24 protein-coding genes and 1 tRNA gene are annotated in these 20,712 nt (G+C 46.9%); 19 read left to right on the top strand and 6 right to left on the bottom strand.

Annotated elements, in window-relative coordinates:
• Nucleotides 1-199: 199 nt before the first annotated feature.
• The 4 genes from ACJJI3_RS08995 to hdeA all read left to right on the top strand — a co-directional run bounded on the left by ACJJI3_RS08995 (nt 200) and on the right by hdeA (nt 2,527).
• Nucleotides 200-700 carry an HNH endonuclease family protein gene (locus ACJJI3_RS08995; protein WP_444942199.1) on the top strand — a complete coding sequence of 167 codons (501 nt, stop codon included), beginning with the start codon at nt 200-202 and terminating at the stop codon, nt 698-700.
• Nucleotides 701-1,079: 379 nt separating this feature from the next.
• Nucleotides 1,080-1,760, top strand: a complete 681-nt coding sequence (locus ACJJI3_RS08990) for a hypothetical protein (RefSeq protein WP_444942198.1) — start codon at nt 1,080-1,082, stop codon at nt 1,758-1,760.
• 108 nt (nt 1,761-1,868) lie between these two features.
• Nucleotides 1,869-2,096, top strand: a complete 228-nt coding sequence (locus ACJJI3_RS08985) for a hypothetical protein (RefSeq protein WP_444935481.1) — start codon at nt 1,869-1,871, stop codon at nt 2,094-2,096.
• A gap of 2 nt (nt 2,097-2,098) precedes the next feature.
• Nucleotides 2,099-2,527: an acid-activated periplasmic chaperone HdeA gene (gene hdeA, locus ACJJI3_RS08980; RefSeq protein ID WP_282933522.1), complete on the top strand. Its 429-nt coding sequence runs from the start codon at nt 2,099-2,101 to the stop codon at nt 2,525-2,527.
• A gap of 301 nt (nt 2,528-2,828) precedes the next feature.
• Here hdeA and ACJJI3_RS08975 read toward each other — a convergent pair.
• A tRNA-Arg gene (locus ACJJI3_RS08975) sits at nt 2,829-2,904 on the bottom strand.
• A 410-nt stretch (nt 2,905-3,314) separates the two neighbouring features.
• Here ACJJI3_RS08975 and ACJJI3_RS08970 point away from each other — a divergent pair.
• Nucleotides 3,315-3,494 carry a PA3496 family putative envelope integrity protein gene (locus tag ACJJI3_RS08970; protein WP_108735213.1) on the top strand — a complete coding sequence of 60 codons (180 nt, stop codon included), beginning with the start codon at nt 3,315-3,317 and terminating at the stop codon, nt 3,492-3,494.
• A gap of 339 nt (nt 3,495-3,833) precedes the next feature.
• Here the strand turns inward: ACJJI3_RS08970 and ACJJI3_RS08965 are convergent, their stop codons facing one another.
• Nucleotides 3,834-4,526 (bottom strand): 2OG-Fe(II) oxygenase, encoded by a 693-nt coding sequence (locus ACJJI3_RS08965; protein WP_444942197.1) that lies wholly within the window; start codon nt 4,524-4,526, stop codon nt 3,834-3,836.
• Between the two features lie 304 nt (nt 4,527-4,830).
• Here ACJJI3_RS08965 and ccmA point away from each other — a divergent pair, with 304 nt between their 5' ends.
• The 8 genes from ccmA to ACJJI3_RS08925 all read left to right on the top strand — a co-directional run bounded on the left by ccmA (nt 4,831) and on the right by ACJJI3_RS08925 (nt 10,888).
• On the top strand, nt 4,831-5,499 hold the full coding sequence (gene ccmA / locus ACJJI3_RS08960; protein ID WP_444942196.1) for a cytochrome c biogenesis heme-transporting ATPase CcmA: 669 nt from the start codon (nt 4,831-4,833) through the stop codon (nt 5,497-5,499).
• On the top strand, nt 5,486-6,199 hold the full coding sequence (gene ccmB, locus ACJJI3_RS08955) for a heme exporter protein CcmB (RefSeq protein ID WP_282933519.1): 714 nt from the start codon (nt 5,486-5,488) through the stop codon (nt 6,197-6,199). Before ccmA ends, ccmB begins: the two co-directional genes overlap by 14 nt.
• Before the next feature lie 14 nt (nt 6,200-6,213).
• Nucleotides 6,214-6,957, top strand: coding sequence for a heme ABC transporter permease (locus ACJJI3_RS08950; RefSeq protein ID WP_282933518.1), 744 nt, complete (start codon nt 6,214-6,216; stop codon nt 6,955-6,957).
• Nucleotide 6,958: 1 nt separating this feature from the next.
• Entirely contained in the window at nt 6,959-7,201 is a 243-nt protein-coding gene (gene ccmD, locus ACJJI3_RS08945; RefSeq protein WP_444896642.1) for a heme exporter protein CcmD, read from the top strand.
• Nucleotides 7,202-7,288: 87 nt separating this feature from the next.
• Nucleotides 7,289-7,738, top strand: a complete 450-nt coding sequence (locus ACJJI3_RS08940) for a cytochrome c maturation protein CcmE (RefSeq protein ID WP_444942195.1) — start codon at nt 7,289-7,291, stop codon at nt 7,736-7,738.
• Nucleotides 7,735-9,726, top strand: coding sequence for a heme lyase CcmF/NrfE family subunit (locus tag ACJJI3_RS08935; protein WP_444942194.1), 1,992 nt, complete (start codon nt 7,735-7,737; stop codon nt 9,724-9,726). The genes ACJJI3_RS08940 and ACJJI3_RS08935 overlap by 4 nt, the downstream gene beginning before the upstream one ends.
• 15 nt (nt 9,727-9,741) lie before the next feature.
• On the top strand, nt 9,742-10,326 hold the full coding sequence (locus ACJJI3_RS08930) for a DsbE family thiol:disulfide interchange protein (protein ID WP_413665108.1): 585 nt from the start codon (nt 9,742-9,744) through the stop codon (nt 10,324-10,326).
• Nucleotides 10,289-10,888: an IMPACT family protein gene (locus ACJJI3_RS08925; RefSeq protein WP_444942193.1), complete on the top strand. Its 600-nt coding sequence runs from the start codon at nt 10,289-10,291 to the stop codon at nt 10,886-10,888. The genes ACJJI3_RS08930 and ACJJI3_RS08925 overlap by 38 nt, the downstream gene beginning before the upstream one ends.
• Before the next feature lie 5 nt (nt 10,889-10,893).
• Here the strand turns inward: ACJJI3_RS08925 and ACJJI3_RS08920 are convergent, their stop codons facing one another.
• Nucleotides 10,894-12,093, bottom strand: a complete 1,200-nt coding sequence (locus ACJJI3_RS08920; RefSeq protein WP_444942192.1) for a CaiB/BaiF CoA transferase family protein — start codon at nt 12,091-12,093, stop codon at nt 10,894-10,896.
• Between the two features lie 278 nt (nt 12,094-12,371).
• Here ACJJI3_RS08920 and ACJJI3_RS08915 point away from each other — a divergent pair, with 278 nt between their 5' ends.
• The 5 genes from ACJJI3_RS08915 (at nt 12,372) to ACJJI3_RS08895 (ending at nt 17,501) form a co-directional block, all read left to right on the top strand.
• The gene (locus ACJJI3_RS08915; protein WP_444942191.1) at nt 12,372-13,223 is read left to right on the top strand and encodes an HpcH/HpaI aldolase/citrate lyase family protein; all 852 of its coding nucleotides are present in this window, start codon (nt 12,372-12,374) and stop codon (nt 13,221-13,223) included.
• Between the two features lie 56 nt (nt 13,224-13,279).
• Nucleotides 13,280-13,807, top strand: a complete 528-nt coding sequence (locus ACJJI3_RS08910) for a MaoC family dehydratase (protein ID WP_444942190.1) — start codon at nt 13,280-13,282, stop codon at nt 13,805-13,807.
• A 30-nt stretch (nt 13,808-13,837) separates the two neighbouring features.
• Nucleotides 13,838-14,356, top strand: a complete 519-nt coding sequence (locus tag ACJJI3_RS08905; RefSeq protein WP_413665113.1) for a MaoC family dehydratase — start codon at nt 13,838-13,840, stop codon at nt 14,354-14,356.
• Between the two features lie 1,861 nt (nt 14,357-16,217).
• Nucleotides 16,218-16,724, top strand: a complete 507-nt coding sequence (locus ACJJI3_RS08900) for a GNAT family N-acetyltransferase (protein ID WP_444916645.1) — start codon at nt 16,218-16,220, stop codon at nt 16,722-16,724.
• 288 nt (nt 16,725-17,012) lie between these two features.
• Nucleotides 17,013-17,501, top strand: a complete 489-nt coding sequence (locus tag ACJJI3_RS08895; RefSeq protein WP_413665117.1) for a GNAT family N-acetyltransferase — start codon at nt 17,013-17,015, stop codon at nt 17,499-17,501.
• Nucleotides 17,502-17,658: 157 nt separating this feature from the next.
• Here ACJJI3_RS08895 and ACJJI3_RS08890 read toward each other — a convergent pair whose 3' ends face one another.
• From ACJJI3_RS08890 to ACJJI3_RS08880, 3 genes are read right to left on the bottom strand one after another with little or no spacing between them, the layout of a single operon-like run.
• Nucleotides 17,659-18,762 (bottom strand): 3-deoxy-7-phosphoheptulonate synthase, encoded by a 1,104-nt coding sequence (locus ACJJI3_RS08890; RefSeq protein ID WP_444942189.1) that lies wholly within the window; start codon nt 18,760-18,762, stop codon nt 17,659-17,661.
• 52 nt (nt 18,763-18,814) lie between these two features.
• Entirely contained in the window at nt 18,815-19,537 is a 723-nt protein-coding gene (locus ACJJI3_RS08885; protein WP_444942188.1) for a 4'-phosphopantetheinyl transferase family protein, read from the bottom strand.
• On the bottom strand, nt 19,534-19,935 hold the full coding sequence (locus tag ACJJI3_RS08880) for a hypothetical protein (RefSeq protein ID WP_444942187.1): 402 nt from the start codon (nt 19,933-19,935) through the stop codon (nt 19,534-19,536). Before ACJJI3_RS08880 ends, ACJJI3_RS08885 begins: the two co-directional genes overlap by 4 nt.
• A 284-nt stretch (nt 19,936-20,219) precedes the next feature.
• Here ACJJI3_RS08880 and ACJJI3_RS08875 point away from each other — a divergent pair, with 284 nt between their 5' ends.
• A complete protein-coding gene (locus tag ACJJI3_RS08875; RefSeq protein WP_444916650.1) occupies nt 20,220-20,522 on the top strand; it encodes a hypothetical protein in 303 nt (100 codons plus the stop codon).
• Nucleotides 20,523-20,712: the final 190 nt, after the last annotated feature.

Here is a 20,712-nt window from a genome sequence, read left to right as displayed (position 1 = left end):
TACAGTATCGATAAATTGTCGCTATTTGTATATTTTTACTACTACAGGTTTGCACATGCTAAATAACCCGTATCTCTGTCAGGTTCGATTATTATTTATATCCTCGAATAAATTTTGTGTTAAGAAAAGTGCTTGTTGACGCGCCCTTAAACTACAATCAAAATGCTCCCCCAGCAGTAATTAGCCGCAGTTTAGCTTTATGCGACTCAAGTCTTTATTAATAGTGTCCATGCTGACCCTCAGCGGGTGTTATGAAGTAACCCCTCAATCTTATGATCGCAGTGAGTGGTTGCCACGGTGGTCTGATGTCGATGGTGATTGCCAGAATACTCGCCAGGAGCTATTGATCCGTCTCTCTTTGGCTCCTGTTGCCTTCAGCAATGAGAAGAGCTGTACAGTGGTTACAGGCCTGTGGATGGACCCCTATACGGGACAGTTTTTTGAAAAAGCCTCGGATCTGGATGTGGAGCATATAGTACCGCTATCTTGGGCTCATAAGTACGGTGGTGCTAGCTGGAGCCAGGAGCAGCGCAGAGCTTTTGCAGAAGACCCTGCAAATTTGTGGCTGGTTGATGATGGCCACAATCGCAGTAAGGGAGATAAAGGGCCCGATCAGTGGCTGCCGCCCTATAAGCCAGCCCAAGCCATTTATATTCGTCAGTTTGAGGTTGTGGCCCGTAAGTATCGGCTTGGCGACTGAATACGACACTCTACCGTTAGAGCTGACATTGAGCTGATTTTTAAGTAAATCGGCTCCTAATGGAAATTACTGATCTCCGGATTATTTAGATCCTTCACTCCTTGCTCCCCATCCTATTATCTCCTTCGGGTTAGTTAACAATAGTGGTATTTAGCTATCCACCTAACCTACAGGTCCTGGTATGAACGCTAGTCAGAAATGGCATTAATGTACACTTCAGTTAAAGCACTGTGATTTTCTTCTGTTGCTGAATATTCATTTCTGCGATTACTTGCCGCTTAGATAGGGTGGGGCGTTACGAATTTGGCTTCCTTGGGTTACATAATTGAAGCGATATTTACGGGCATTGAATTGAGTTCAAGGATGATAGGGGAGAGCTATGGATAGAGTTGCGGGTATCTCAGCGTTTGGCATGGGGTTAATTTATATTAGTGCTTTTGTATTCTTTGGTGCTTTTTGGTCTTTTCCATCGGATGGGAGCTCCATAGAAAAAATGACGTTCTTGGCAGAAAATCAACTGATTTTTAATATTGCCTATACCCTAATGTACTTGGTCTTTGCGATATTACTAGGCTGTGTGGTAGTTAGCTTATATGAAAAGCTAAAAAGCAAGAGGAGAGAGATTGCTGCATTGGCATCCTTGTTTGGAGCAGTCTGGGTGGGCCTTGTCATAGCGAGCGGCATGATCGCAAATATAGGGCTCGCCTATGCTTTGGGGCTTATGGAGGTCAGTGTTCAGAAGGCTTTCGATACCTGGGGAATAATATACTTGATGGTTGAGAGTCTTGGTGGTGGCAATGAGTTGGTGGGTGGACTTTGGGTTCTGCTAATTAGCATTGCTGCATTACAAATTGGACTTTTTTCCCGGCCATTAAACTTTATCGGAGTGTTAGTGGGAGTGGCGGGAATTGCGACTATCTATCCGGACGATATCTTTACAGAAATATTCGGAATTTCCCAAATAGTCTGGTTTATTTGGTTAGGTTTCTCTTTGCTAAGGCTGGGTAGGCACAGTCAAAAATGGGAGGCAGCAAACTCTATTCCGAGCGCTAATAGCTAAAGGTGTATATGGGAAAAGCCTGCTTCTTCACATGGAATGTGTCAGAACAATAAAGTTTGTATACAAGAGGGTAAGAAAGTGTTTTTGATTTTTCCCAAAAAATGAAAAATGCGTCTATCCTTTCAATGGGCCAAGCATTCGTTGATTCAGTGTCTTGGCTTGCGTTTCCGCTGTCGTAAGGCTGGTGAATCCGGGGCTATTCCTTGCCTCGCTGTTTGTCGCAGTCATTTTAGTGACTTGCCGGCCAGTCCTCCCCGGCCCGTGGGTAGCGAGCGGATTGCACATTACCTGCAATTGATTCACGGGGTGATAACCCTGGATATTTTGGAGATCTAATTGTGAAAAGTAAGCAGTTCATTCTTCCTTTGGTAATTGCCAGTCTTGCTGCTTCTGCTGCCTTCGCGGATAACCATCCCAAGAAGCCGGCGAAAGACTGGACCTGTGCGGATTTCCTGGCTATCGACGATGAGTTTAAACCTAAAGCAGTTTATTGGGCTGCCGCCTACGCCAAGAAAGGCACGGAAGAGGGGGATATGCTGGATATTGAAGGCACAGAAAAAGTGACGCCGATGGTGATTACCGCCTGCACCAAAGCGCCAAAAGAATCTTTCTGGGCTAAGTTCAAAGATGAGTGGCACAAGGTGGGGATGCACCACAAGAAGGACAAAGCTGAAAAGCAGATGATGAAGATGCAGAAAAAAATGCAGGATGGCACTCAGATGAACAATAGTAATGGTGGCAGTGGCACAAACGGGACTAACCAGTAGGCGCTGTTCGTCAATACTTGCATTGCTATTGTTCTGGGCCCGGCTTGTGCCGGGCTTTGTCTATCCTGAGATGGAGATTCACCAGCGAAATGGTTTCGGTTAGTATTTGTGGTGAATGGATGAAAAGTAGGCAAATGGATTTGTGATATGGGCAAGATTGTAAGAAATGAAGCCAGGCGTGGGAGAACAATTAGCCGTTCTACCAGGCTCTTCTGGGGTGGGGTGCTGTTGGCTGGGTTATTCCTGGCGCTGTTTATGCATTCGGCAAAGGCAGTCGTTTGTTAATTTGCCTTGATATGTATGGCGCCCCCGGGTGGACTCGAACCACCAGTCCGGACTTAGGAGGTCCGTGGTTTATCCTGTTAACCGACGGGGGCGGGTGTCAGCACTGCTGAAGAGGGGCGCTATTCTAGCCTGTGGAAAGCCCTGTGTCATGTCATGCTTTTCACCATTAACTCACCTTCCATCAAATCGTACCAATTTGTTGTGTCACTGAGGGTAACATTGGCGCCACCCGGTTACTGCTATTCCCGTCGTTCCCTTTTCTTAAAATTTTCGAAAAACCTTCATAAATCTGTCTTTTTTCTTCGCTACTTTGACTTCGAAATGGCGGTTTTTGCGGATAGCTTTGTTCGGCGATCAGCTGGAAAGTTTTGATGTGAAAGCCGCATTTCCACTTGATAAATTATTGCTTGACCACGATTGATTGAGCTGGATAACCTGCAATTGCACCCTTGGTGCGATAAGGATATTTCTGCTTTCTCTAATCAAGATTATGGAGTTTCGTATGAGCGGCCACGTTAACGAAAGACGCCTAGATTTTGATAATGTGGGTATTCCACAAATTGCAACTGAAGTGCTGAAGGAAGCTACCTCTCAGCCACCACGCGACGCACGTCGAATGGTAGAAGACAAATTGGAGGAAAAGCGTTTAAGGCGTGAATTAATGGACTATGATTTCGACTAACGAAATATGCTGAAACTTTAACGGCTACAGCCAGCTATGCAGGGTGCAGATAATAAATAAAAGTAATCTAAAAATAGGGTTGCTTAAACTGTACTCTGCGTAGTTAATAGATTTTATTGAAAATTTGCCTTTCCTGCCCAAGTCACCTCTATTTTTCCCTGGCTCTTCTCTGTGCTTTTAAATCGCTGGGCTCTGTTTCCCCGTATTGTATTTTCCACTAATTAAAGTTGTTAGGCTTATTATTTTTGCAATGGGTGCTATGGAGATAGGGAAGAAGGTGTGTATGTACAGAGCCCGTAAGGGATGCGGGCTCTATCGTAGGTATTGAATTGGCTGTAGCTACATATTTTGTGTGGCTGCAGAGTTGCCTCCAAACCAGCCCAGCAGACGCTTGAGTTTTGAAGCTAATTTGCCGCGCTTGGCCTTTCTGTTTTTGTCAGCATCGCTGACTAACCAGGCTACCTGGATAACCAATCTTTTACCTTCGAAAGGCAAGTGTCCGTGGAACGAGTTATCGGCTCGCTTAAATGCGGCCAGGGTACCGTACGAAGGTTTTACCTCTGGGGCTGCGGTATCTTCAAAGTTATCGCCGCTTTTTAAGAAGCGCAGGCAGCCTGTGCCGTCCAAGGACCACTCCGGGTTCAGGTAGAGCAGGGCGGTAGCAATTTTTGACTGTCCGTCGGTATGGATGCGGCCGTGGCGTTTCTTGAGTGTACGGCTAATGGAAACATAGGTTGGGTATTGAGAAAGATTCTCAATACCCAGGTTGTTGCCAATAGCATCGGCAAATTCCTGAGCCCTAAACTGTTCAATCAGTTCATTTATTGTGGTGCCACAACTGCTTCTATCGTAGGGAAGGTAACCGGCCCCTTTAAGCTTTGGGAAGTCTTTGATAAAGGATGCCATCAGGTTCTCGGCCAGCAAGTTCTTGGCAACGAAGAAAGGAAATGGCTGTTGGTGAATCTGGCTTTCTTGGCCAATTAAAGTAGTAGCGTCGAGCCAGGGATCGATATGGGTGGCGAGATTGTTCATAGACACGCATCCTTACGAGCAGAAGAATTGGCCCTTTTGGGGGTCCAGCTTTATGTCGACTTCTGAGATTACCCACTTCCTTGAGGGTACAGCGAGAAACAGGTACTGAATCTCACGACGGTGTGAAAATACCAAAACTACAATTCAGTGCCAATTTAAATAGCGCTTTTCAGTGTGAATCAGTGGGCATTCTTGCGAAAGATCAAGGGTTGCTAAAATGTTGCTCGCTGAGACAATGCAATTAGCGCTGGTGCCGGTATAATGCCGTTCAGATTTGTCAGAGCGGTTTTATCCTGGAATGTCTGTGACCCCTAAGTCCCAAGTTGTGCTGCAAGTGAGAGATCTCGCCTGCGAAAGGGATGGTCGGCGCTTGTTTGAGGGCCTTCAGTTTTCTCTTCAAGCCGGCGCTGCAATTCAAATCAAAGGTAGTAATGGCGCGGGTAAAACGACCTTGCTGCGCACTTTGATTGGCAGTAGCAGTGATTTCACTGGGGAGATCCTTTGGTGTGATACCGCCTACCCGCAATCGCTCTCGGCGATGCGTGAATCCTTACTATATATCGGGCACAGGGGCGGAGTGCGCAGTGGCCTGACTCCGCTGGAAAACCTCACCTGGTATGGTGCTGACCATGAGGATGCGCTCAATGCGCTCGATAAAGTCGACCTGACCGGCTTTGAGGACAGCTTGTGCCACTCCCTTTCCGCCGGCCAGAATCGCCGTGTTGCCCTAGCGCGATTATTTCTACCTGATTCCCCTCGATTGTGGATACTCGATGAGCCACTGACCGCCCTCGACGTTGTGGGTGTTGCTGCATTGGAAGAGCAAATGGCGGTCCATCTTTATAGCGGTGGTTCAATTCTGCTGACCTCGCACCAACCTCTGTCATTAGCCGGACTCAGTGAGGTTAATTTGTCTGACTATTCAGTCTCTGAGCCTTTTGAGGATTTTGGGGGAGAGCATGTCGACAGTTGATGTCCAAACGCCGGTGAGCGAAGTGCGCAGTGGCCCCGGTTTTATGGCGCTGTTCCGGATTGAAATGCTCTTAGCGCTGAGAAAACGAGCAGATATTGCCAACCCCTTATTGTTTTTTGTGACGGTTTTAGCACTTTTGCCGTTAGGGGTAGGACCTGAGCCCGAACTTCTGGCAAAGATGGCTCCGGGCATGATCTGGGTAATGGCCCTACTGTCCACCATGCTATCCCAGGAAAGCCTTTTTAAAGGTGATTTCGAAGATGGCACCCTGGAGCAGCTCACCCTGTTACCACAACCGCTTTATTTTGCGGTTCTTGCAAAATCCCTGGTGCACTGGATTGCCACAGGCTTGCCGCTGGCATTGCTGTCGCCGCTGCTCGCCTTAATGCTGAATCTGCCCGTGGATGGTTATGTTTGTTTGCTGGTTTCCCTATTGCTGGGAACTGCGAGTTTGAGTTTGATCGGAGCCATTGGTGCAGCACTCACTGTTGCCTTGCGCCGCCCCGGTTTGCTCTTGGCACTAATTGTTATGCCGCTGTATGTGCCCGTGCTAATCTTCGGCACCGGCGCAGTACAGGCGGCAATTGATGGCTATGCCTACAGCGCCCAACTGGCGATATTGGCAGCACTCCTAGCGGCTGCTGCGGCACTGGCGCCACTCGCTGCTGCGGGTGCAATACGTATTAGCCTGGATAATTGATTTGGAGGTCTTTCTTGGCTTGGCAATGGTTTCACCGCCTGGGTTCGCCCCGCTGGTTCTATCAAAAAACTGAAGCCTGGCTGCCATGGCTGGCGCTGGCTAGTGTTGTATTGCTCGCTGTAGGCAGTGTTTGGGGCCTGGGTTTTGCCCCAGAAGATGCCAAGCAGGGCAATAGTTACCGCATTATCTTTATCCATGTACCCGCCGCCTTCCTGGCTCTGGCCGGTTACTACATTATGGCGATCAGCGGTGCTATCGGCTTGATCTGGAAGATGAAGCTCTCCTTTGCCGTGATGCGCGCTGCCGCGCCGATCGGTGCGGTATTGACCTTTGTCTCGCTATTTACCGGTGCTGTGTGGGGTAAACCTACATGGGGTGCTTACTGGGTATGGGACGCCCGCATTACTTCAATGCTGATACTCCTGTTTCTCTATGTCGGCGTTATGGCACTTACCCACGCAGTGAACCGGGAGCAGGTCGCCGACAAAGCTTCTGCGCTGCTGGCACTGGTGGGCACCGTGAATATCCCGATTATTTACAAGTCCGTAGACTGGTGGTTTACCTTGCACCAGCCCGCGACCATTCGCCTGACCGAATCCAGCAGTATTGATCCGAGTATGTTCTACCCGCTGCTGACCATGATTATCGGTTTCTACTGTATGTATGCCTGGACCCTGCTGACTCACACCCGCACTCTGCTGCTCAAGCGCGAGATGCGCACCAAGTGGGTACAGGAAGAACTGGCGGGAGGTCGATAAAATGGAGTTTCAATTTGCCAACCTGGCTGATTTCCTAACGATGGACGGCCACGGTGTATTTGTGTGGGTGTCCTACGCGGTGACTTTCCTGAGTCTCGCGGGGATGGCTCTCTACCCTTACATCGCACGCCGCGGCCTGAAGGCAGAGCTGGTGCGACAGCAGAAAATTGCCCAACGCCGTCGCCAGGCAGTGAGTGAGCGCACAGTAACCACAAAGAAAGAAATAGCAGAGGAGCCGGCTTAATTTCAATCTGCCGGGTTCCAGCGGATAGGGCGATGGAGAACCTATCGGCGCAATAGAATTAAATAGTTATGGAGTAGGACTAAGAAAATGCACCCTGTACGCAAGCAACGCCTGATACTCGTACTTGTCCTGGTGGTTTTGTCCAGTGCAGCCATAGGTTTTGTAGCCTATGCGATGCGCGGCAACATCGATTATTTCTATGCCCCCAAGGCCTTTGCAGCGGGTGAAGTTCCAATGGAGAAGCGAATCCGTGCGGGAGGGTGTGTTGTTCCTGGTAGTGTTCAGCGGTCCAATGACAGCCTGGATGTACAGTTTGTGATTACTGATGGTGAGGCCCAACTCTCCGTTGTCTTCGACAAAATCCTGCCGGACCTATTTGCCGAAGGCGAAGCAGCAGTGATTACCGGCCAGTTGATGCCGAGTGGTGTTCTGCGTGCGGACCAGGTTCTGGCCAAGCACGATGAAACTTATACGCCACCTGAAGTAGCCGACACCATGGTTTCCCATGAAGGTTGTTCCGATGGAGCGAAAATATGATCCCTGAGCTGGGCCATTTTGCGTTAATTGTCGGCTTGCTGCTTTCGGTTGCTCTCGCAACAGTGCCGATGGCCGGTAGCTATTCATCGCGCCCTGTGTGGATGGATGCGGGGCGTCCGCTGGCTCTGGGTATTTTTGCGTTCGTTCTGATCGCTTTTGCCTGCCTGACCACTTCTTTTGTGCAAAGTGATTTCACGGTTAATTACGTAGCACAGAACTCCAACAGTATCCTGCCGGTTTATTACAAAGTTACCGCTGTATGGGGTGGGCATGAGGGCTCCATTCTGTTGTGGCTTTTGATTCAGGCTGGTTGGGCTGCGGCAGTAGCGCTGTTTGGTAAGCAGCTGCCCCCAGAGCTTTCCGCGCGGGTTTTATCCGTACTCGGTTTCGTACTGATCGGGTTTTTCCTGTTTATTCTGTTTACCTCCAACCCATTTGATCGCACCCTGCCATTCCCGCCGATGGAAGGTTCTGACCTGAACCCGCTGTTGCAGGACCCGGGTATGATTTTCCATCCGCCCTTACTTTATATGGGGTATGTGGGTTTCTCGGTAGCCTTTGCTTTTGCCATTGCGGCACTGCTCGGTGGCCAGTTGGACGCGGTGTGGGCCCGTTGGGCAAGACCCTGGACGGCTGTGGCTTGGGGCTTCCTGACTTTGGGTATTGCCCTGGGTAGCTGGTGGGCTTATTACGAGCTGGGCTGGGGTGGCTGGTGGTTCTGGGACCCGGTTGAGAATGCATCCCTGATGCCTTGGTTGGTAGGGACTGCCTTGATGCACTCCTTGGCGGTAACTGAGAAGCGTGGGCTGTTTAAGAGCTGGACTATCCTGCTGGCGATTTTCGCTTTCAGTCTCAGCCTGCTCGGCACCTTCCTGGTGCGCTCAGGGGTGATTACCTCGGTGCATGCATTTGCTACTGACCCACTGCGAGGCAGCTTTATTCTGGGCTTCCTGGCTGTAATTGTCGGCACTTCGCTGCTGTTATTTGCCCTGCGCGCACCGACAGTCAGCGCTCGCAGTGTTTTCTCTTTCCGCTCTTTGGAAACCTTCCTGCTTGGCAATAACATCCTGTTGATGCTGATTATGGGCATGGTTTTGACCGGTACTCTTTACCCGCTTCTGGCCGATGCAATGAACTGGGGCAAGGTAAGTGTAGGCCCGCCATTCTATAACCTGTTTTTTGTTCCCCTGATGGTGGTTCTGTGTCTGCTGGTAGGGATGGGGGTACGAGCTAACTGGAAAGACAGCCGCTGGGACAAGCTGCTGAGCGCATGGCGTTTGCCATTTGTCGCTTCCTTGGTAGTTGCGTTGCTGTGGACCCTGGCTCTGGGAGATTTCCACTGGGGAGCGGCGCTGGGAATCTTTATTGGTATCTGGGTCTTTGCTTCCAGCATCGCAGATATCGTGGCCAAGACTCGTAACTCCAGCTCGTTTTTTGCCGGCCTTAAGCGCCAGAGAGCCAGTTACTACGGTATGCATATCGCACATATCGGCCTGGCGGTTTCTGTGTTGGGAGTAGTACTGACTACCGTTTACAGCATTGAGGAAGATGTGCGTATGGGTGCTGGGGACAGTTTCCAGGTTTCCGGTTACGACTTCAAATTTGACGGTGTTCGTATGGTTCAGGGGCCTAATTACCGAGCCTTTGAAGGTGTATTGCATGTCAGTAAGGACGGGAAGCCGGTTGCAGAGCTGCATCCCCAGAAACGCAATTACCTGTCTGGTGGCAACACCATGACAGAGGCGGCGATTGATACTGGATTCTTCCGCGATATTTATGTGGCCCTCGGTGAGCCGATGGACAGGTCTAACCCAAGCGGTGATTGGGCTGTGCGACTTCAGTACAAAGCCTTTGTGGTATGGATTTGGCTGGGCTCGCTTCTGATGGCGATTGGTGGAGCTATTGCTGTAGCGGATAAGCGCTATCGCAAAGCGAAAGCCGCTAAACCTGTAGATGTAGAAGTTACAGGCAATGTTGCTACGGCGTAATAGTTGGAAAGGATAATGTCTAGACTCAAACTCTTTTTGCCCCTGGTAATATTTGTCGTGTTGGCCCTGTTATTTTGGCGGGGCCTCTACCTGAATCCACAGGAAATGCCATCGGCCTTGCTGAATAAACCGGTGCCGGAATTCTCTTTGCAAAAAGTGGCGGATAACAGCCAAATTGTAGAGAAGAAAGATCTTCCGAATGGCCCGCATTTGATGAATGTGTGGGCCACTTGGTGTGTAGCTTGCCGGGTAGAGCACCCCTATTTGAATGCTCTGGCTGAGCAGGGTGTGCCGATCGTTGGCGTTAACCTCAAAGATGAGGATGACGCAGCAATCAAGTGGTTGGAGAAATTCCACAATCCTTACTTGTATAGCCTCGCCGATAGAGATGGCCGTTTGGCGCTGGACCTCGGTGTTTTCGGTGCGCCGGAAACTTTCCTAGTGGATTCCGAGGGGACTATTCGCTGCAAGCACGTAGGCGTTGTCGACAATAAAGTCTGGCAAACCAAGCTCCAGCCTTTGTACGAAAAATTAAAAAACCAGCGCTGGGACGATATTGTCGGTGAGTTATCAGATTCCCTCATCTCCCGTTGTCAGTGAGACAGAAGAAAAGAAGAGCCGTTTTATTTGTTGGCTGGGGCCAGTAGAGGATAAAGCGGCTTTTCAGCAACAGCTGGATACTGTCCGCGCTCAATATCCCGATGCAAGCCACCACTGTACCGCGCTGGTAATCGGCAATCCTTCCAATCCGGAAGTTATGCAAGCAGATGACGACGGCGAGCCCGGCGGTAGCGCTGGGCGGCCAATGTTGGAATTGTTGCTGAAGCAGGGTGTCGGTAATGTGGGTGCAATCGTGACCCGCTATTTTGGTGGTACCAAGCTTGGGGTGGGTGGCTTGATGCGCGCCTATCGCGGTGCGGTAGGTGCAGCGCTGCAAGATATTCCTTTACAGCCTTTTATTCCCCTGCTGCATGTTTCGGTTTGCTGTGATTTTTCCCAGGAAGCCCGCCTGCGCTTTTTGGTGGGACGTCACCAGGGGAGTTGTGGGCAGGCGGAATATGCCAGTGACGTCACCGTGCCAGTTTCAATCCCCCAGGATCAGTGGTCGCAATTGCAGGCGCAACTATTGGCGGAGAGCTTTCAGCTTCTCGATGATCAATAGTTCTTTCAAATGATGCCGTACTTGGCGAGCTTGGCTATCTCAGCCCCGGAATAGCCAAGCTCAGCCAGGATATCCTTGGTGTCTTCTCCCAGGGTAGGTGCCCGCTTGAAATTAACCATCTCTCCATCACAGCGAATTGACGGCGCCAATATTTTAATATCCTTGCCGTGATCACTGGGCATTGTTTGGATGCGGTCAGTATCGGAAACAAAGGGATTTGTTAGCGCCTGCTCAACATCATATACCGGGGCTGCCGGCACCTGACCAGCTAAAATTTTCAGCCACTCTGCAGTATCTTTTTTTGACAGTATCTCATCCAGTATTTCGGTTAACTCCGATTGGTTTTTCCTGCGCTCCCTGAAATTTACAAACTTGGGTGCGTCAGCTAATTCCGGATGTTCAATACATTGACACAGGGATTTCCAGAACTTTTCCTTATTGCACATCAGGTAAATCCAGTCGTCCTTTGTCTTATAAAGTTGACAAGGGCTTAGGGAAAAGTGTGCTGATCGCGGCACCCGCTTTTGATTGTGCCCCGCATTTAACTGCCACATGGCCACATAACTTAAATTATATAAAGCGTTATCAAAAAGGCTGACATCGATATCTCGCCCCTTGCCAGTTTCCCTGGCATTAAGTACACCGGAAACAACGGCCAGCGCGAGAGCCACCCCGGTGGATAAATCCACCAGGGACAGGCCGCATCGGGTGGGTGGACTGTCAGGTTCACCAGTTAGCTTGAAATAGCCTGCCTCTGCCTGCACGGGGTAATCATATCCCGGCCACTTGGCCCTATCGCCGCTGCGGCCGTAGGCAGTCAAGTGGGCGCAAACAATTTTTGGGTTCAGCTTTCCCAGTTGTTTGTACGTAATACCCAACTTGTCTGGAACATCTCCGCGCAGGTTGTCGGTCAGGGCATCTGCACCAAGAATTAGCTTGTGCAAGATTTGCTGGCCTTGGGGAGAGGAAAGATTGAGGGATAAACTGCGTTTGTTGTGGTTGAAAGTCTGGAAAAAAAGGCTGCTATTGTCCCCGGGTTCACCTTCCAGGAAGTAGGGGCCAACCGTACGGCCTACATCTCCTCCACGAGAGATATCTTCGACCTTAATGATTTCCGCTCCAAGATTTGCCAGATACAAGGTACCAAAAGGGCCGGCACCATATTGTTCTACTGCGACAATCCGCAAGCCTGCGAGAGGTAACATGTCGGAATATTCCACTAAATATAGATACGCCGTATTTCTCAGAATAGAGCAAGAGTCGTAAATTAGATGGGATTGGCTGGTAGATATTGGGAATAGTCGGTCACCCGTATTTTGGTGACCCTCTGACAGGCAGGGCTTACTGAAGGTGAGTGTCGCGATTTAATACAGAGTTGCTAGTCTTTTGGTGAGCTACTGGATTGTTCAGAATCCGGGTGCGGAGAAGGGCACCGGAAACGGATATCCGGCTATGTGTCAAATTGTTGAGAGGGTGCCGCCAGATGGGTAGTGCGACTAAGAGAAGCAAGTATTTTCGCAGCGTCCTGTTTGTCCCTGCGACCCGGCCGGATCGCTATGAAAAAGCAATGACCAGCGGAGCAGATATTGCCTGTGTGGATTTGGAAAATGCCGTTTCCCTGGAAGATAAAGATACTGCAAGAGAGCAGGTGGTCAATTTCTTTACAGGAGAGGATATTATTCCCACTCAGCGCGCGTTGAGAATCAACCAGCTCGATAGCGATTGCGGTATCAAGGATATGTTGATGCTGCTAGATCTGCCGCAACTGCCAGATGTTGTGATTCTTCCCAAGGTTCAATCAGCAGAAGAAGTGATTGGTTTTTGCCAGGTTATGGCCCCCTCCCATAAAACGATTCGAATAATAGCCCTGATTGAATCCCCAAAAGGTTTGGAGAATGCGTTGAGTATTGCCCAGGTAGAGGAGGTGGTTTGTTTGGCCTTTGGTGCGGCTGATTACAGTGCAACAGTGGGGTCGGATATGAGCTGGGATGCTCTTTTATATGGCAGGGGGCGGCTGGTTCAGGCTGCTGCATTTGCCGGCATTGATGCTGTAGATGGCCCCTATTTGGAACTGGATGATGAAAGAAGCCTAATTGAGGAAACACAGAGGGTCTCTGCCCTGGGGTTTTCTGGAAAAATAGCCATCCATCCAAAGCAAATTAAACCGATTCACCAAGGATTGGCACCATCTAGTGAGGCGCTCTCTCATGCTCAGCGAGTACTGAAAGCTTATAAAGAGAATCATGGTGGAGTTCTTGTAGTTGATGGACAGATGGTGGATATGCCCGTGGTTGAGCGGGCACTGAAAACTGTGGCGGCCTCGAAGGGATTGTGACCGTACTGTAGCAGAGCCAAACTCACCGGAGCCTTTCGGTAAGGCAAGAGGTTTCTATGCCCCGCTATCATTTTCCCGCATATATAAAGGCCGGTAAAAATCGCTACCGAGAGCGTTACGGTCTCGATTTTGAAGACTTTAAGGTAGGCCAGGTTTTTCACCATAGGCCCGGCGTTACCATTAGCCAGCACGATAATAAGGAAGAGTGCGTCAAGACCTTAAATCAAGCCATGCTGCATTTTGATGAGTGTTACACCGCCCAAACTGAATTCGGTAAGCCGTTAATCGATACTACTTTAGCGGTTCAACAGCTAATGGGATTGATCTGGAAGACCTACAATCGACGGAAAAAAATTGTTGGTTGGAGAAAAATTTCCATGGTGGCACCAGCTTATGGCGGTGATACCTTGTATTCTGAGAGTAAGGTTCTCGAAGTCCAGGCAGGTAGTGAGTATGACGACGCGGGGCTAGTAGAAATTGTTATATATGGAAAGAATCAAGACAAGAAGACTATTTGCGAAATGCAGTGTGATATGTTGATTTTCAAGCGCAATCACCTGCCTTTCTCTGCGAACGGCTACTAAGTTTCCATTTTCCATATTTAGGTGACCTCAATGAAAGAGTCATTTAATTTTTTGCGGGAAGTAGAAGATAACGTTTATATAGAAACGGTCGGAATAGACTTTGAAGATTTTGAAGTGGGGCAAATATTCGAGCATCGTCCAGGTCGAACCTTCACTGAAGCTAGCTGTGTCGACTATGCACTTCGCTCATTCGATCTCAGCCCGTTTATCACTGATAAGGTATATGCGCGTCGAGTTTATGGTGATAGGCAACGAGTATTGGAGACATTTGTTTTAAGCGCAATGGCGCATACAACTAGGACGTTTGGAAAGGTTGTAGCCAACTTGGAGATGAGTGACTGTGAGTTGCAGCCAGTTTATGTGGGAGATACTTTATACTTCGAATCTGAGATACTTTCCAAAAGGGAGTCAAAATCAAGGCCTGAACAGGGGTTGCTTAGCATATATTCCCGCGCTCAAAATCAACATGGTGAATGGGTTTGCGCCTACAAGCGAACGTTACTTGTTTATCGTAAGAACTTTGGTCCCTATAAGGCTGCTGGATACTGATTTCGCAGCCTAGCCAGGCGCTTTTTTCCTACTCTGGATTGTCGAGAGTGGTATAGCGCAAGTAGTAAAATTCAAGAAGCTTTCTAGTATAGCGATGGATCGAAAAGAGTATCCTAGTATATCCCTGCTTACACTATTTTAAATAGTGGCTGTACCGTCCCCGCCTGTTGCTAATACTTCAAGGGAATAGTTACATCAATTGTAAAATCTGTGTAAACGGATTGATTTATGCAGATTTACGTATGTCGTCAAAACGAGGAAAATGTTGGTATATTGTGCGGCTGTAAGATGTCTTTAGGGGTACCTTTGTACAAAGTGACAAATAGCTTCTTTGTATACCCTTAAAGATAAATATCTTAACTCAGTAGGTAGGAACAGACAAAGGGAGTTATGCAGTGACTCAGAGATGCTGCGAATGTCAGTTGACACATTTGTCATGATTAGTGATGGGTGCTTACCGTCTGTAGATAGTGAAAGCAAGAAAGCCACGTGTAAGATTTTCAAATTGATAAAAGAGCACAGGGTAGTTTACCCTGATATTTATTCAAATGAAGATGAATTAGATAAATATACATATGAAGTGCTACAGATCAGAAGTGCCTGTTAAGAAGAATGCATCTGGTAAGTACTAAGGCTATCATGCTTTCTGGGGGCAGCGCTTCGAGCCTCTCCATGAGTGATTGGCATTAAGTGACTATGGTTGATAGATCGACATTATTGAAAGAACTTAGAATTTCCTGTGATCCAGATTTTGGCATGTGTTTAGAGTTTTTCAGTTGGGATCATCTCGATTATATCGAGGATATTTTAGCTGAGCACTTCGATATTGAGTACGAGTTCAAAATACAAGATTCGGAGAACTCTAGGTACGCGCTCTTATTTGGCAATAGTGTTGAAGAGAGTATCCTGGAAAATGCCTTATTGGCTATAAATCGCTGTCATGCGTATTCTCGGCAACTTTACGTCACAATGTAGGGTGTTACTTGATAAGCTGATGCCGTGTTTTTCGATCACATGAGCCTGCATTGGGCAGTCAGGTAGCGCTGGCTTGTCTGAGATGTGGATGTTAATTTTTCTACAAGATGGAGTGAGTTTTGGGTAATCGGGATTTGATATTCATTAGGCAGGCAATGCTGATACCTGTGTTTGCACTGTATAATATTTTCTTGGGGTTGTTTTTGCCAGGCTATAGTATTGTGACTCAGCATATTAGTGAGCTAGCACTGGAATCACCTTTCTTTTCATATTCACATAGGCTTACAGATATATTGATTGGTCTTTCTATGTGTATATTTTCACTGGTTTGTTTGTCACTCGCAAAGGCTAAATTTACTTTTTTAACGATGTTTGCATTTGGTGTAACATAGATTTTTGCGGGGCTCTTCATTATGAATAGCCCATTACATGATGTATATGGACTAACAAGTATCTTAATGGTTGTTCCTGTTATATTTGCTTTAGAGATGCGCAATTATTATATCTCAAAGAAATTCCAGGATTTATGCGTACTTGTAACCTTGATTCACGTTGTTTTCTTTTGGTTCTTTAGTTACGGATATATGCCTGTTGGATACAAAGGAGTTACACAAAGGATTTGGGTGGCCGTTACTTTGATATGGTATGGCCTGGCAGCTTATCAGCTTACATCGTCGGCCAAAAAGAAGGTACATGGACAAGTTGCGTCACATTCAATGCCTGTTGCGTAATGCGTTAAGGTATCAAATCAGATGAATCAAGAATCGTAGGAATTTACTCAAAAAGTAATCTACTTGTGGGAGATAGAAAGAGTGTCAATTTAAAGAAAAAATTTCAATACAACAAAGCCGGGAAAATATTTTAAGAAGTTTAGAGAGAACAAAATTTGGATATTCAGATACGCAAAGAGAGTAAAAGAGATATTGAGCCAATCCACAGAGTCACTACCTTGGCTTTTCGGGATGCTCCGTATACAGATCACTCTGAGCAATTTATCGTGAAGGCCCTTCGCCAAGCTGATGCATTATTTATATCTAAGGTGGCTGAAGTGGATGAAGAAATTGTAGGTCACATTGCCATTTCTCCAGTTGTTATTTCTGATGGCTCAGCCAACTGGTTCGGGCTCGGGCCGATTTCAGTACTACCTGAGTATCAAGGAAGAGGGGTTGGCTCAAAGCTTGTTCGGAGCGTCCTGGCTGACCTCAAAGAACAAGGTGCGGCAGGTTGCGTTGTACTGGGGGAGCCTACTTATTACGGGCGTTTTGGTTTCAAAGTTGTCAAAGGGCTGGTTTTGCCCGATGTACCCGTAGAGTATTTCCAGGCACTGTCGTTTGATGACGACTTTCCGAGTGGAGAGGTTGTATATCACAAAGCATTCTCGGCACGAGCTTAACTGCCAGCTGCACTGCGATGGACCTTCCACCGTTTTACAGATAGAAAAGGGTGGACGAGTAAAATTGTATGTTCTATAGGCGTGATAATGAATATACGAGCAAATATGCATCCGGATTTTGATAGACGCTGTATTTATTTAGATTGAGGCGTGGTTGTGGAGATGAGTCATAATAGGAAAGTTATCTCTACCGAAATTCATAATATTGAGAGTATACTCTCGATAATTATTAATTTATAAATTTAATAAGCTGGTGGAATTTATATTAAGTGATACGAGAGTGGGTCCATGAGTATAGAAATTAGACATAGTAGAAAAGAAGATATTCCTGAAATTAAAGATATATATGCTCAGTCTTCCTGCTATGCGGGAACACTCCAAGTCCCATACCCTTCAATAGATAAATGGGAAAAATTTCTTGGGAATATCCCCGATAACTTTTATAGCATCGTAGCTGTCCTGGATGGGATGATCGTCGGCCAAATTGGAATGGAGGTGTTCTCGAATCCAAGGCGAAAGCATGTCTCAAATATAGGTATGGCAGTAAGTGAAGAGCATCAAAAGAGTGGGGTTGGCTCAAAGCTCTTGGAGGCGATGCTCAACCTATCTATTAACTGGCTTGCCGTTCGCCGTATAGAGTTAGAGGTTTATACTGATAATGAACAGGCTATAGGTCTATATAAGAAGTATGGATTTGAGGTCGAAGGCACTGCAAAAAATTATGCATTTCGAAATGGTGAGTATGCTGATGTCTATCTTATGGCTAAGGTAGTTTAGTGTAATTTCACCTGAAGAGTGGCAGGCAGGAAGTAGAGAATTCAAATTGTTACGGCTAATGGTTTATGAATCTAGTGGAGATGTACGCAATCTTCGGTATTTTGGAATGCTGCCATGCCAGTGAAGTAATGGCAGCTTAAATATGTCTGAAGTACTATTACATAGCACTTTGATTTAATTCCATTCCCATATTGTGGGAGGTGGTGAATAGATGGCGACGTCTGACAACGGCGTCAGAAAGCATCTCTAACGCCTGATAAGTATCCTTCCAGCCGATACAAGCATCAGTAACCGATTGTCCGTAGGTCATCTTGTCCCAGGGGCAAATCTTTTGGCTTCCTTCTTCGAGGAAGCTCTCAATCATTACAGCTGAGATATTTCTTTGCCCTGTACTGATTTGATCGCAGAGAGACTCCGCAACAATCATTTGATTACTATGTATTTTCTGGCTGTTGCCGTGGCTGCAATCCACCATAATGCCGGTGGGGAGCGATGCATAATCAAGCTGAGATATCGCCTGTTCTATGTCCTCAGCATGGTAATTGGGCCTTCTTCCTCCACGAAGAATTAAGTGGCAGTTGGGGTTGCCTGTAGACTGAACAGCTTCAAGTTTTCCATTGCGGATTGTGGTACAGAATACCTGCTGAGATTGAGCTGCCTGAATCGCATCCATTGCAACTTTGACATTTCCGTCAGTACTATTTTTAAAACCGATAGGACAGGGAAGTGCAGAGGCTAATTCCCGGTGTGTTTGTGATTCCGTGGTACGAGCGCCGATAGCTCCCCAAGAAATCAAATCTGCTATGTAGAGTGCATTCAGCGGGCACAGGAATTCAGTGGCAGCCCCTAACCCCAGTGCATTGACGTTGAGCAATAACTCCCTGGCTTTGCTGAGCCCGGTATGCATATCGGCGCTGCCATCCAAATGAGGATCATAAATAAAACCTTTCCAGCCTACAGTAGTACGCGGTTTCTCAAGATATGTACGCATGACGAGACAAAGACTGCTTTCAAACTGGTTTTGAATTTCGGACAGTTTTTGCGCATAGTCTAGCGCAGCTTCAGGGTCGTGAATTGAGCACGGACCGACCACAACCAGCAGACGGTCATCTTCACCGCTTAGTATTCTGGCAACCTGATGGCGAGTTCGTTCGATCGCTAAAGCGGTATCAGACGGGCAGGGCATTTTTTGGATCAGCTCGTCATTACCCGGGAGTTTCATATGAGTCCGTGCGCTCAGAATAGCTGGAACGTCAGACATAAAATGGTCCTTCTCTTCTTAACGGAAGTGCTGTCGGTATAGTCGGTAGTGATTAATATTCAACGATACTTAATATGCCGCCTTGATAGGGTTGATAGGTGGCCGTATAGGTGCTGCCACTAAGAACTCTGGGGGAGAGGTCCTGCAAAATTATTAGTTCTAACTTTTGTTGCTGGGGCGATACTGAAGTAATTTCAACCTCCAGAAAGTCAAAGTACTTTCCGACTTTTGGGTATAGCGCCTTGAAAAAGCTTTCTTTCACTGAGAAAGCAATTGTTAGCCACTGTTCCAAAGGAAAACCGCTCTCTGATAGTAGTCTTACTTCTGAATTACTGACTATATTGTGTCTGATTTCTTCGGCTGTTTTATCTGTGATAATTGTTTCATAATCAATTCCAACCCCTTGAGAAGTAGTGCTGGCTGCACAGATTGCTCGGTTGCTAGCATGGGTAATAGAAGCTTGTACACCCTTCGGCCAAACTGGGCAGCGGTTTTTTCCTACAGGGATTTCTTTTACCGGCGTACCCAGCTTGCTGAGAGCAAAGTGAGCACAGGCCCGCCCGGCAAGAAATTCGGCCCGTCGGGACGGGACAGCGTTGTTTAATGCATCTGAAAAAGGAACATTGAGCTGCTCAAAAAATGAGTCACAATAGTTTTTCACGCTAAAGGTGCTTTCTACTAGGTAACCAGAAAAGTGATTGGACTCGATATTTTGAAACCCACCTAAAAACGTGGATATAGGGTTATAAATATCATTAAAGGGGTCCTGGTTCATGATGTCGTAGCTTCTTCTCTGTGATTTTTTTCATATACAGCACTCTTTAAGCCATTTGATCCTAGAGAGCTAGCGGTAACAATACCAACTGTTGCAGAGAAAAAATAAAGAGTCTCGGTCATAGAGATAAGTATTTTATCTAGAATAATAACCCTAAAATTATCAAAGGTATTGCCTGTGAAATAGTGGGTAACCCATAGGTTGTTTGTTCGACCATGGTGTCGCATTTGATTCTTATCATCAATGTGAATTAGGCGATAGCTGCCTATCCATTGCTTCTTTACCTCCAAACTCTGCGGCTGGCTGCCAAGCCCAAAAAGAATTGGAGCGGTGAATGAAAATAAATTTGAGTTCATGACAGCAGTAATGACAGTCCCTGTGTTTCTAAGCTTGAGCAATATAGACAGGTCTATCCCCAATATTAATTTTTAAGAAGAAGTAATGATGGGTCGCTAGGCTACCTCAGTTAGGCGCTAAACGCAAATAAAAATTATTATCATTTGAGGTTTTGGTGAAGTGGCGATTTGTATTCTTCCAAGCCTGGGGATTCGTTGATCTTTAGCTTATGGCGCTGACTATTTTTTATCCACTGCTTCCTGTGTGGGATTGTGAAGCAGTGGATTTTCTGCAGAAATTAACTAGCGGGTAGCTCAGGTTACTACTGGTAGCTTCAAGTGGCTTTATGAGTAGGAGTCATGGGTGGTTTGCCAAGGCTAAGATGGCAGGAATTCGCAATGCTGTGGGGGCACTCAGCTCTACGCTCTCCATAGTCGATTTATTTTGTAAAAATAGTGTTTCAGTATTTGATTTCTATATTGAATTTCCATGTGCTGAATATGGTTATTGGATCATTTCCATGGATATTATTAACCCTAATGAGGTTGCCTGTATTTGTAAGGGCTTGCTAACTGATGGCTTGGGGCCGGATATTTTGGTCAATGCAGTGGTATTATGTAGGTTGGGGTATACCCGACCTGATATTTAATGAACGGGAGGACTGCTTATTGATAAATGTCACAGCCACTTTACTTGATAAAAGAGCTGGTTCACCACTTTAAGAGTGTGAAAAAGTTGTCAAAGGCCAAAAATCACATCTCAATCGTTTTACTTTTACGCATTTACATTTCGATTATGAATGATCTAATTTATTTAGCGTTTCTATTTTAATTTGCTCT

This window comes from Microbulbifer maximicatervae (SeqCode) (genome assembly GCF_052466985.1).
The sequence above is the reverse complement of the archived record's forward strand: the minus strand, read 5'-3'. Positions and strand labels throughout refer to the sequence as shown.

Excerpts from the sequence above, each read along its gene's own strand:
- ACJJI3_RS08995 (WP_444942199.1), top strand. The coding sequence starts at position 200 with ATGCGACTCAAGTCTTTATTAATAGTGTCCATGCTGACCCTCAGCGGG.
- ACJJI3_RS08990 (WP_444942198.1), top strand. The coding sequence starts at position 1,080 with ATGGATAGAGTTGCGGGTATCTCAGCGTTTGGCATGGGGTTAATTTAT.
- ACJJI3_RS08985 (WP_444935481.1), top strand. The coding sequence starts at position 1,869 with ATGCGTCTATCCTTTCAATGGGCCAAGCATTCGTTGATTCAGTGTCTT.
- ACJJI3_RS08970 (WP_108735213.1), top strand. The coding sequence starts at position 3,315 with ATGAGCGGCCACGTTAACGAAAGACGCCTAGATTTTGATAATGTGGGT.
- ACJJI3_RS08965 (WP_444942197.1), bottom strand. The coding sequence starts at position 4,526 with ATGAACAATCTCGCCACCCATATCGATCCCTGGCTCGACGCTACTACT.
- ccmB (WP_282933519.1), top strand. The coding sequence starts at position 5,486 with ATGTCGACAGTTGATGTCCAAACGCCGGTGAGCGAAGTGCGCAGTGGC.
- ccmD (WP_444896642.1), top strand. The coding sequence starts at position 6,959 with ATGGAGTTTCAATTTGCCAACCTGGCTGATTTCCTAACGATGGACGGC.
- ACJJI3_RS08940 (WP_444942195.1), top strand. The coding sequence starts at position 7,289 with ATGCACCCTGTACGCAAGCAACGCCTGATACTCGTACTTGTCCTGGTG.
- ACJJI3_RS08935 (WP_444942194.1), top strand. The coding sequence starts at position 7,735 with ATGATCCCTGAGCTGGGCCATTTTGCGTTAATTGTCGGCTTGCTGCTT.
- ACJJI3_RS08930 (WP_413665108.1), top strand. The coding sequence starts at position 9,742 with ATGTCTAGACTCAAACTCTTTTTGCCCCTGGTAATATTTGTCGTGTTG.
- ACJJI3_RS08920 (WP_444942192.1), bottom strand. The coding sequence starts at position 12,093 with ATGTTACCTCTCGCAGGCTTGCGGATTGTCGCAGTAGAACAATATGGT.
- ACJJI3_RS08915 (WP_444942191.1), top strand. The coding sequence starts at position 12,372 with ATGGGTAGTGCGACTAAGAGAAGCAAGTATTTTCGCAGCGTCCTGTTT.
- ACJJI3_RS08910 (WP_444942190.1), top strand. The coding sequence starts at position 13,280 with ATGCCCCGCTATCATTTTCCCGCATATATAAAGGCCGGTAAAAATCGC.
- ACJJI3_RS08905 (WP_413665113.1), top strand. The coding sequence starts at position 13,838 with ATGAAAGAGTCATTTAATTTTTTGCGGGAAGTAGAAGATAACGTTTAT.
- ACJJI3_RS08895 (WP_413665117.1), top strand. The coding sequence starts at position 17,013 with ATGAGTATAGAAATTAGACATAGTAGAAAAGAAGATATTCCTGAAATT.
- ACJJI3_RS08890 (WP_444942189.1), bottom strand. The coding sequence starts at position 18,762 with ATGTCTGACGTTCCAGCTATTCTGAGCGCACGGACTCATATGAAACTC.
- ACJJI3_RS08885 (WP_444942188.1), bottom strand. The coding sequence starts at position 19,537 with ATGAACCAGGACCCCTTTAATGATATTTATAACCCTATATCCACGTTT.
- ACJJI3_RS08875 (WP_444916650.1), top strand. The coding sequence starts at position 20,220 with ATGAGTAGGAGTCATGGGTGGTTTGCCAAGGCTAAGATGGCAGGAATT.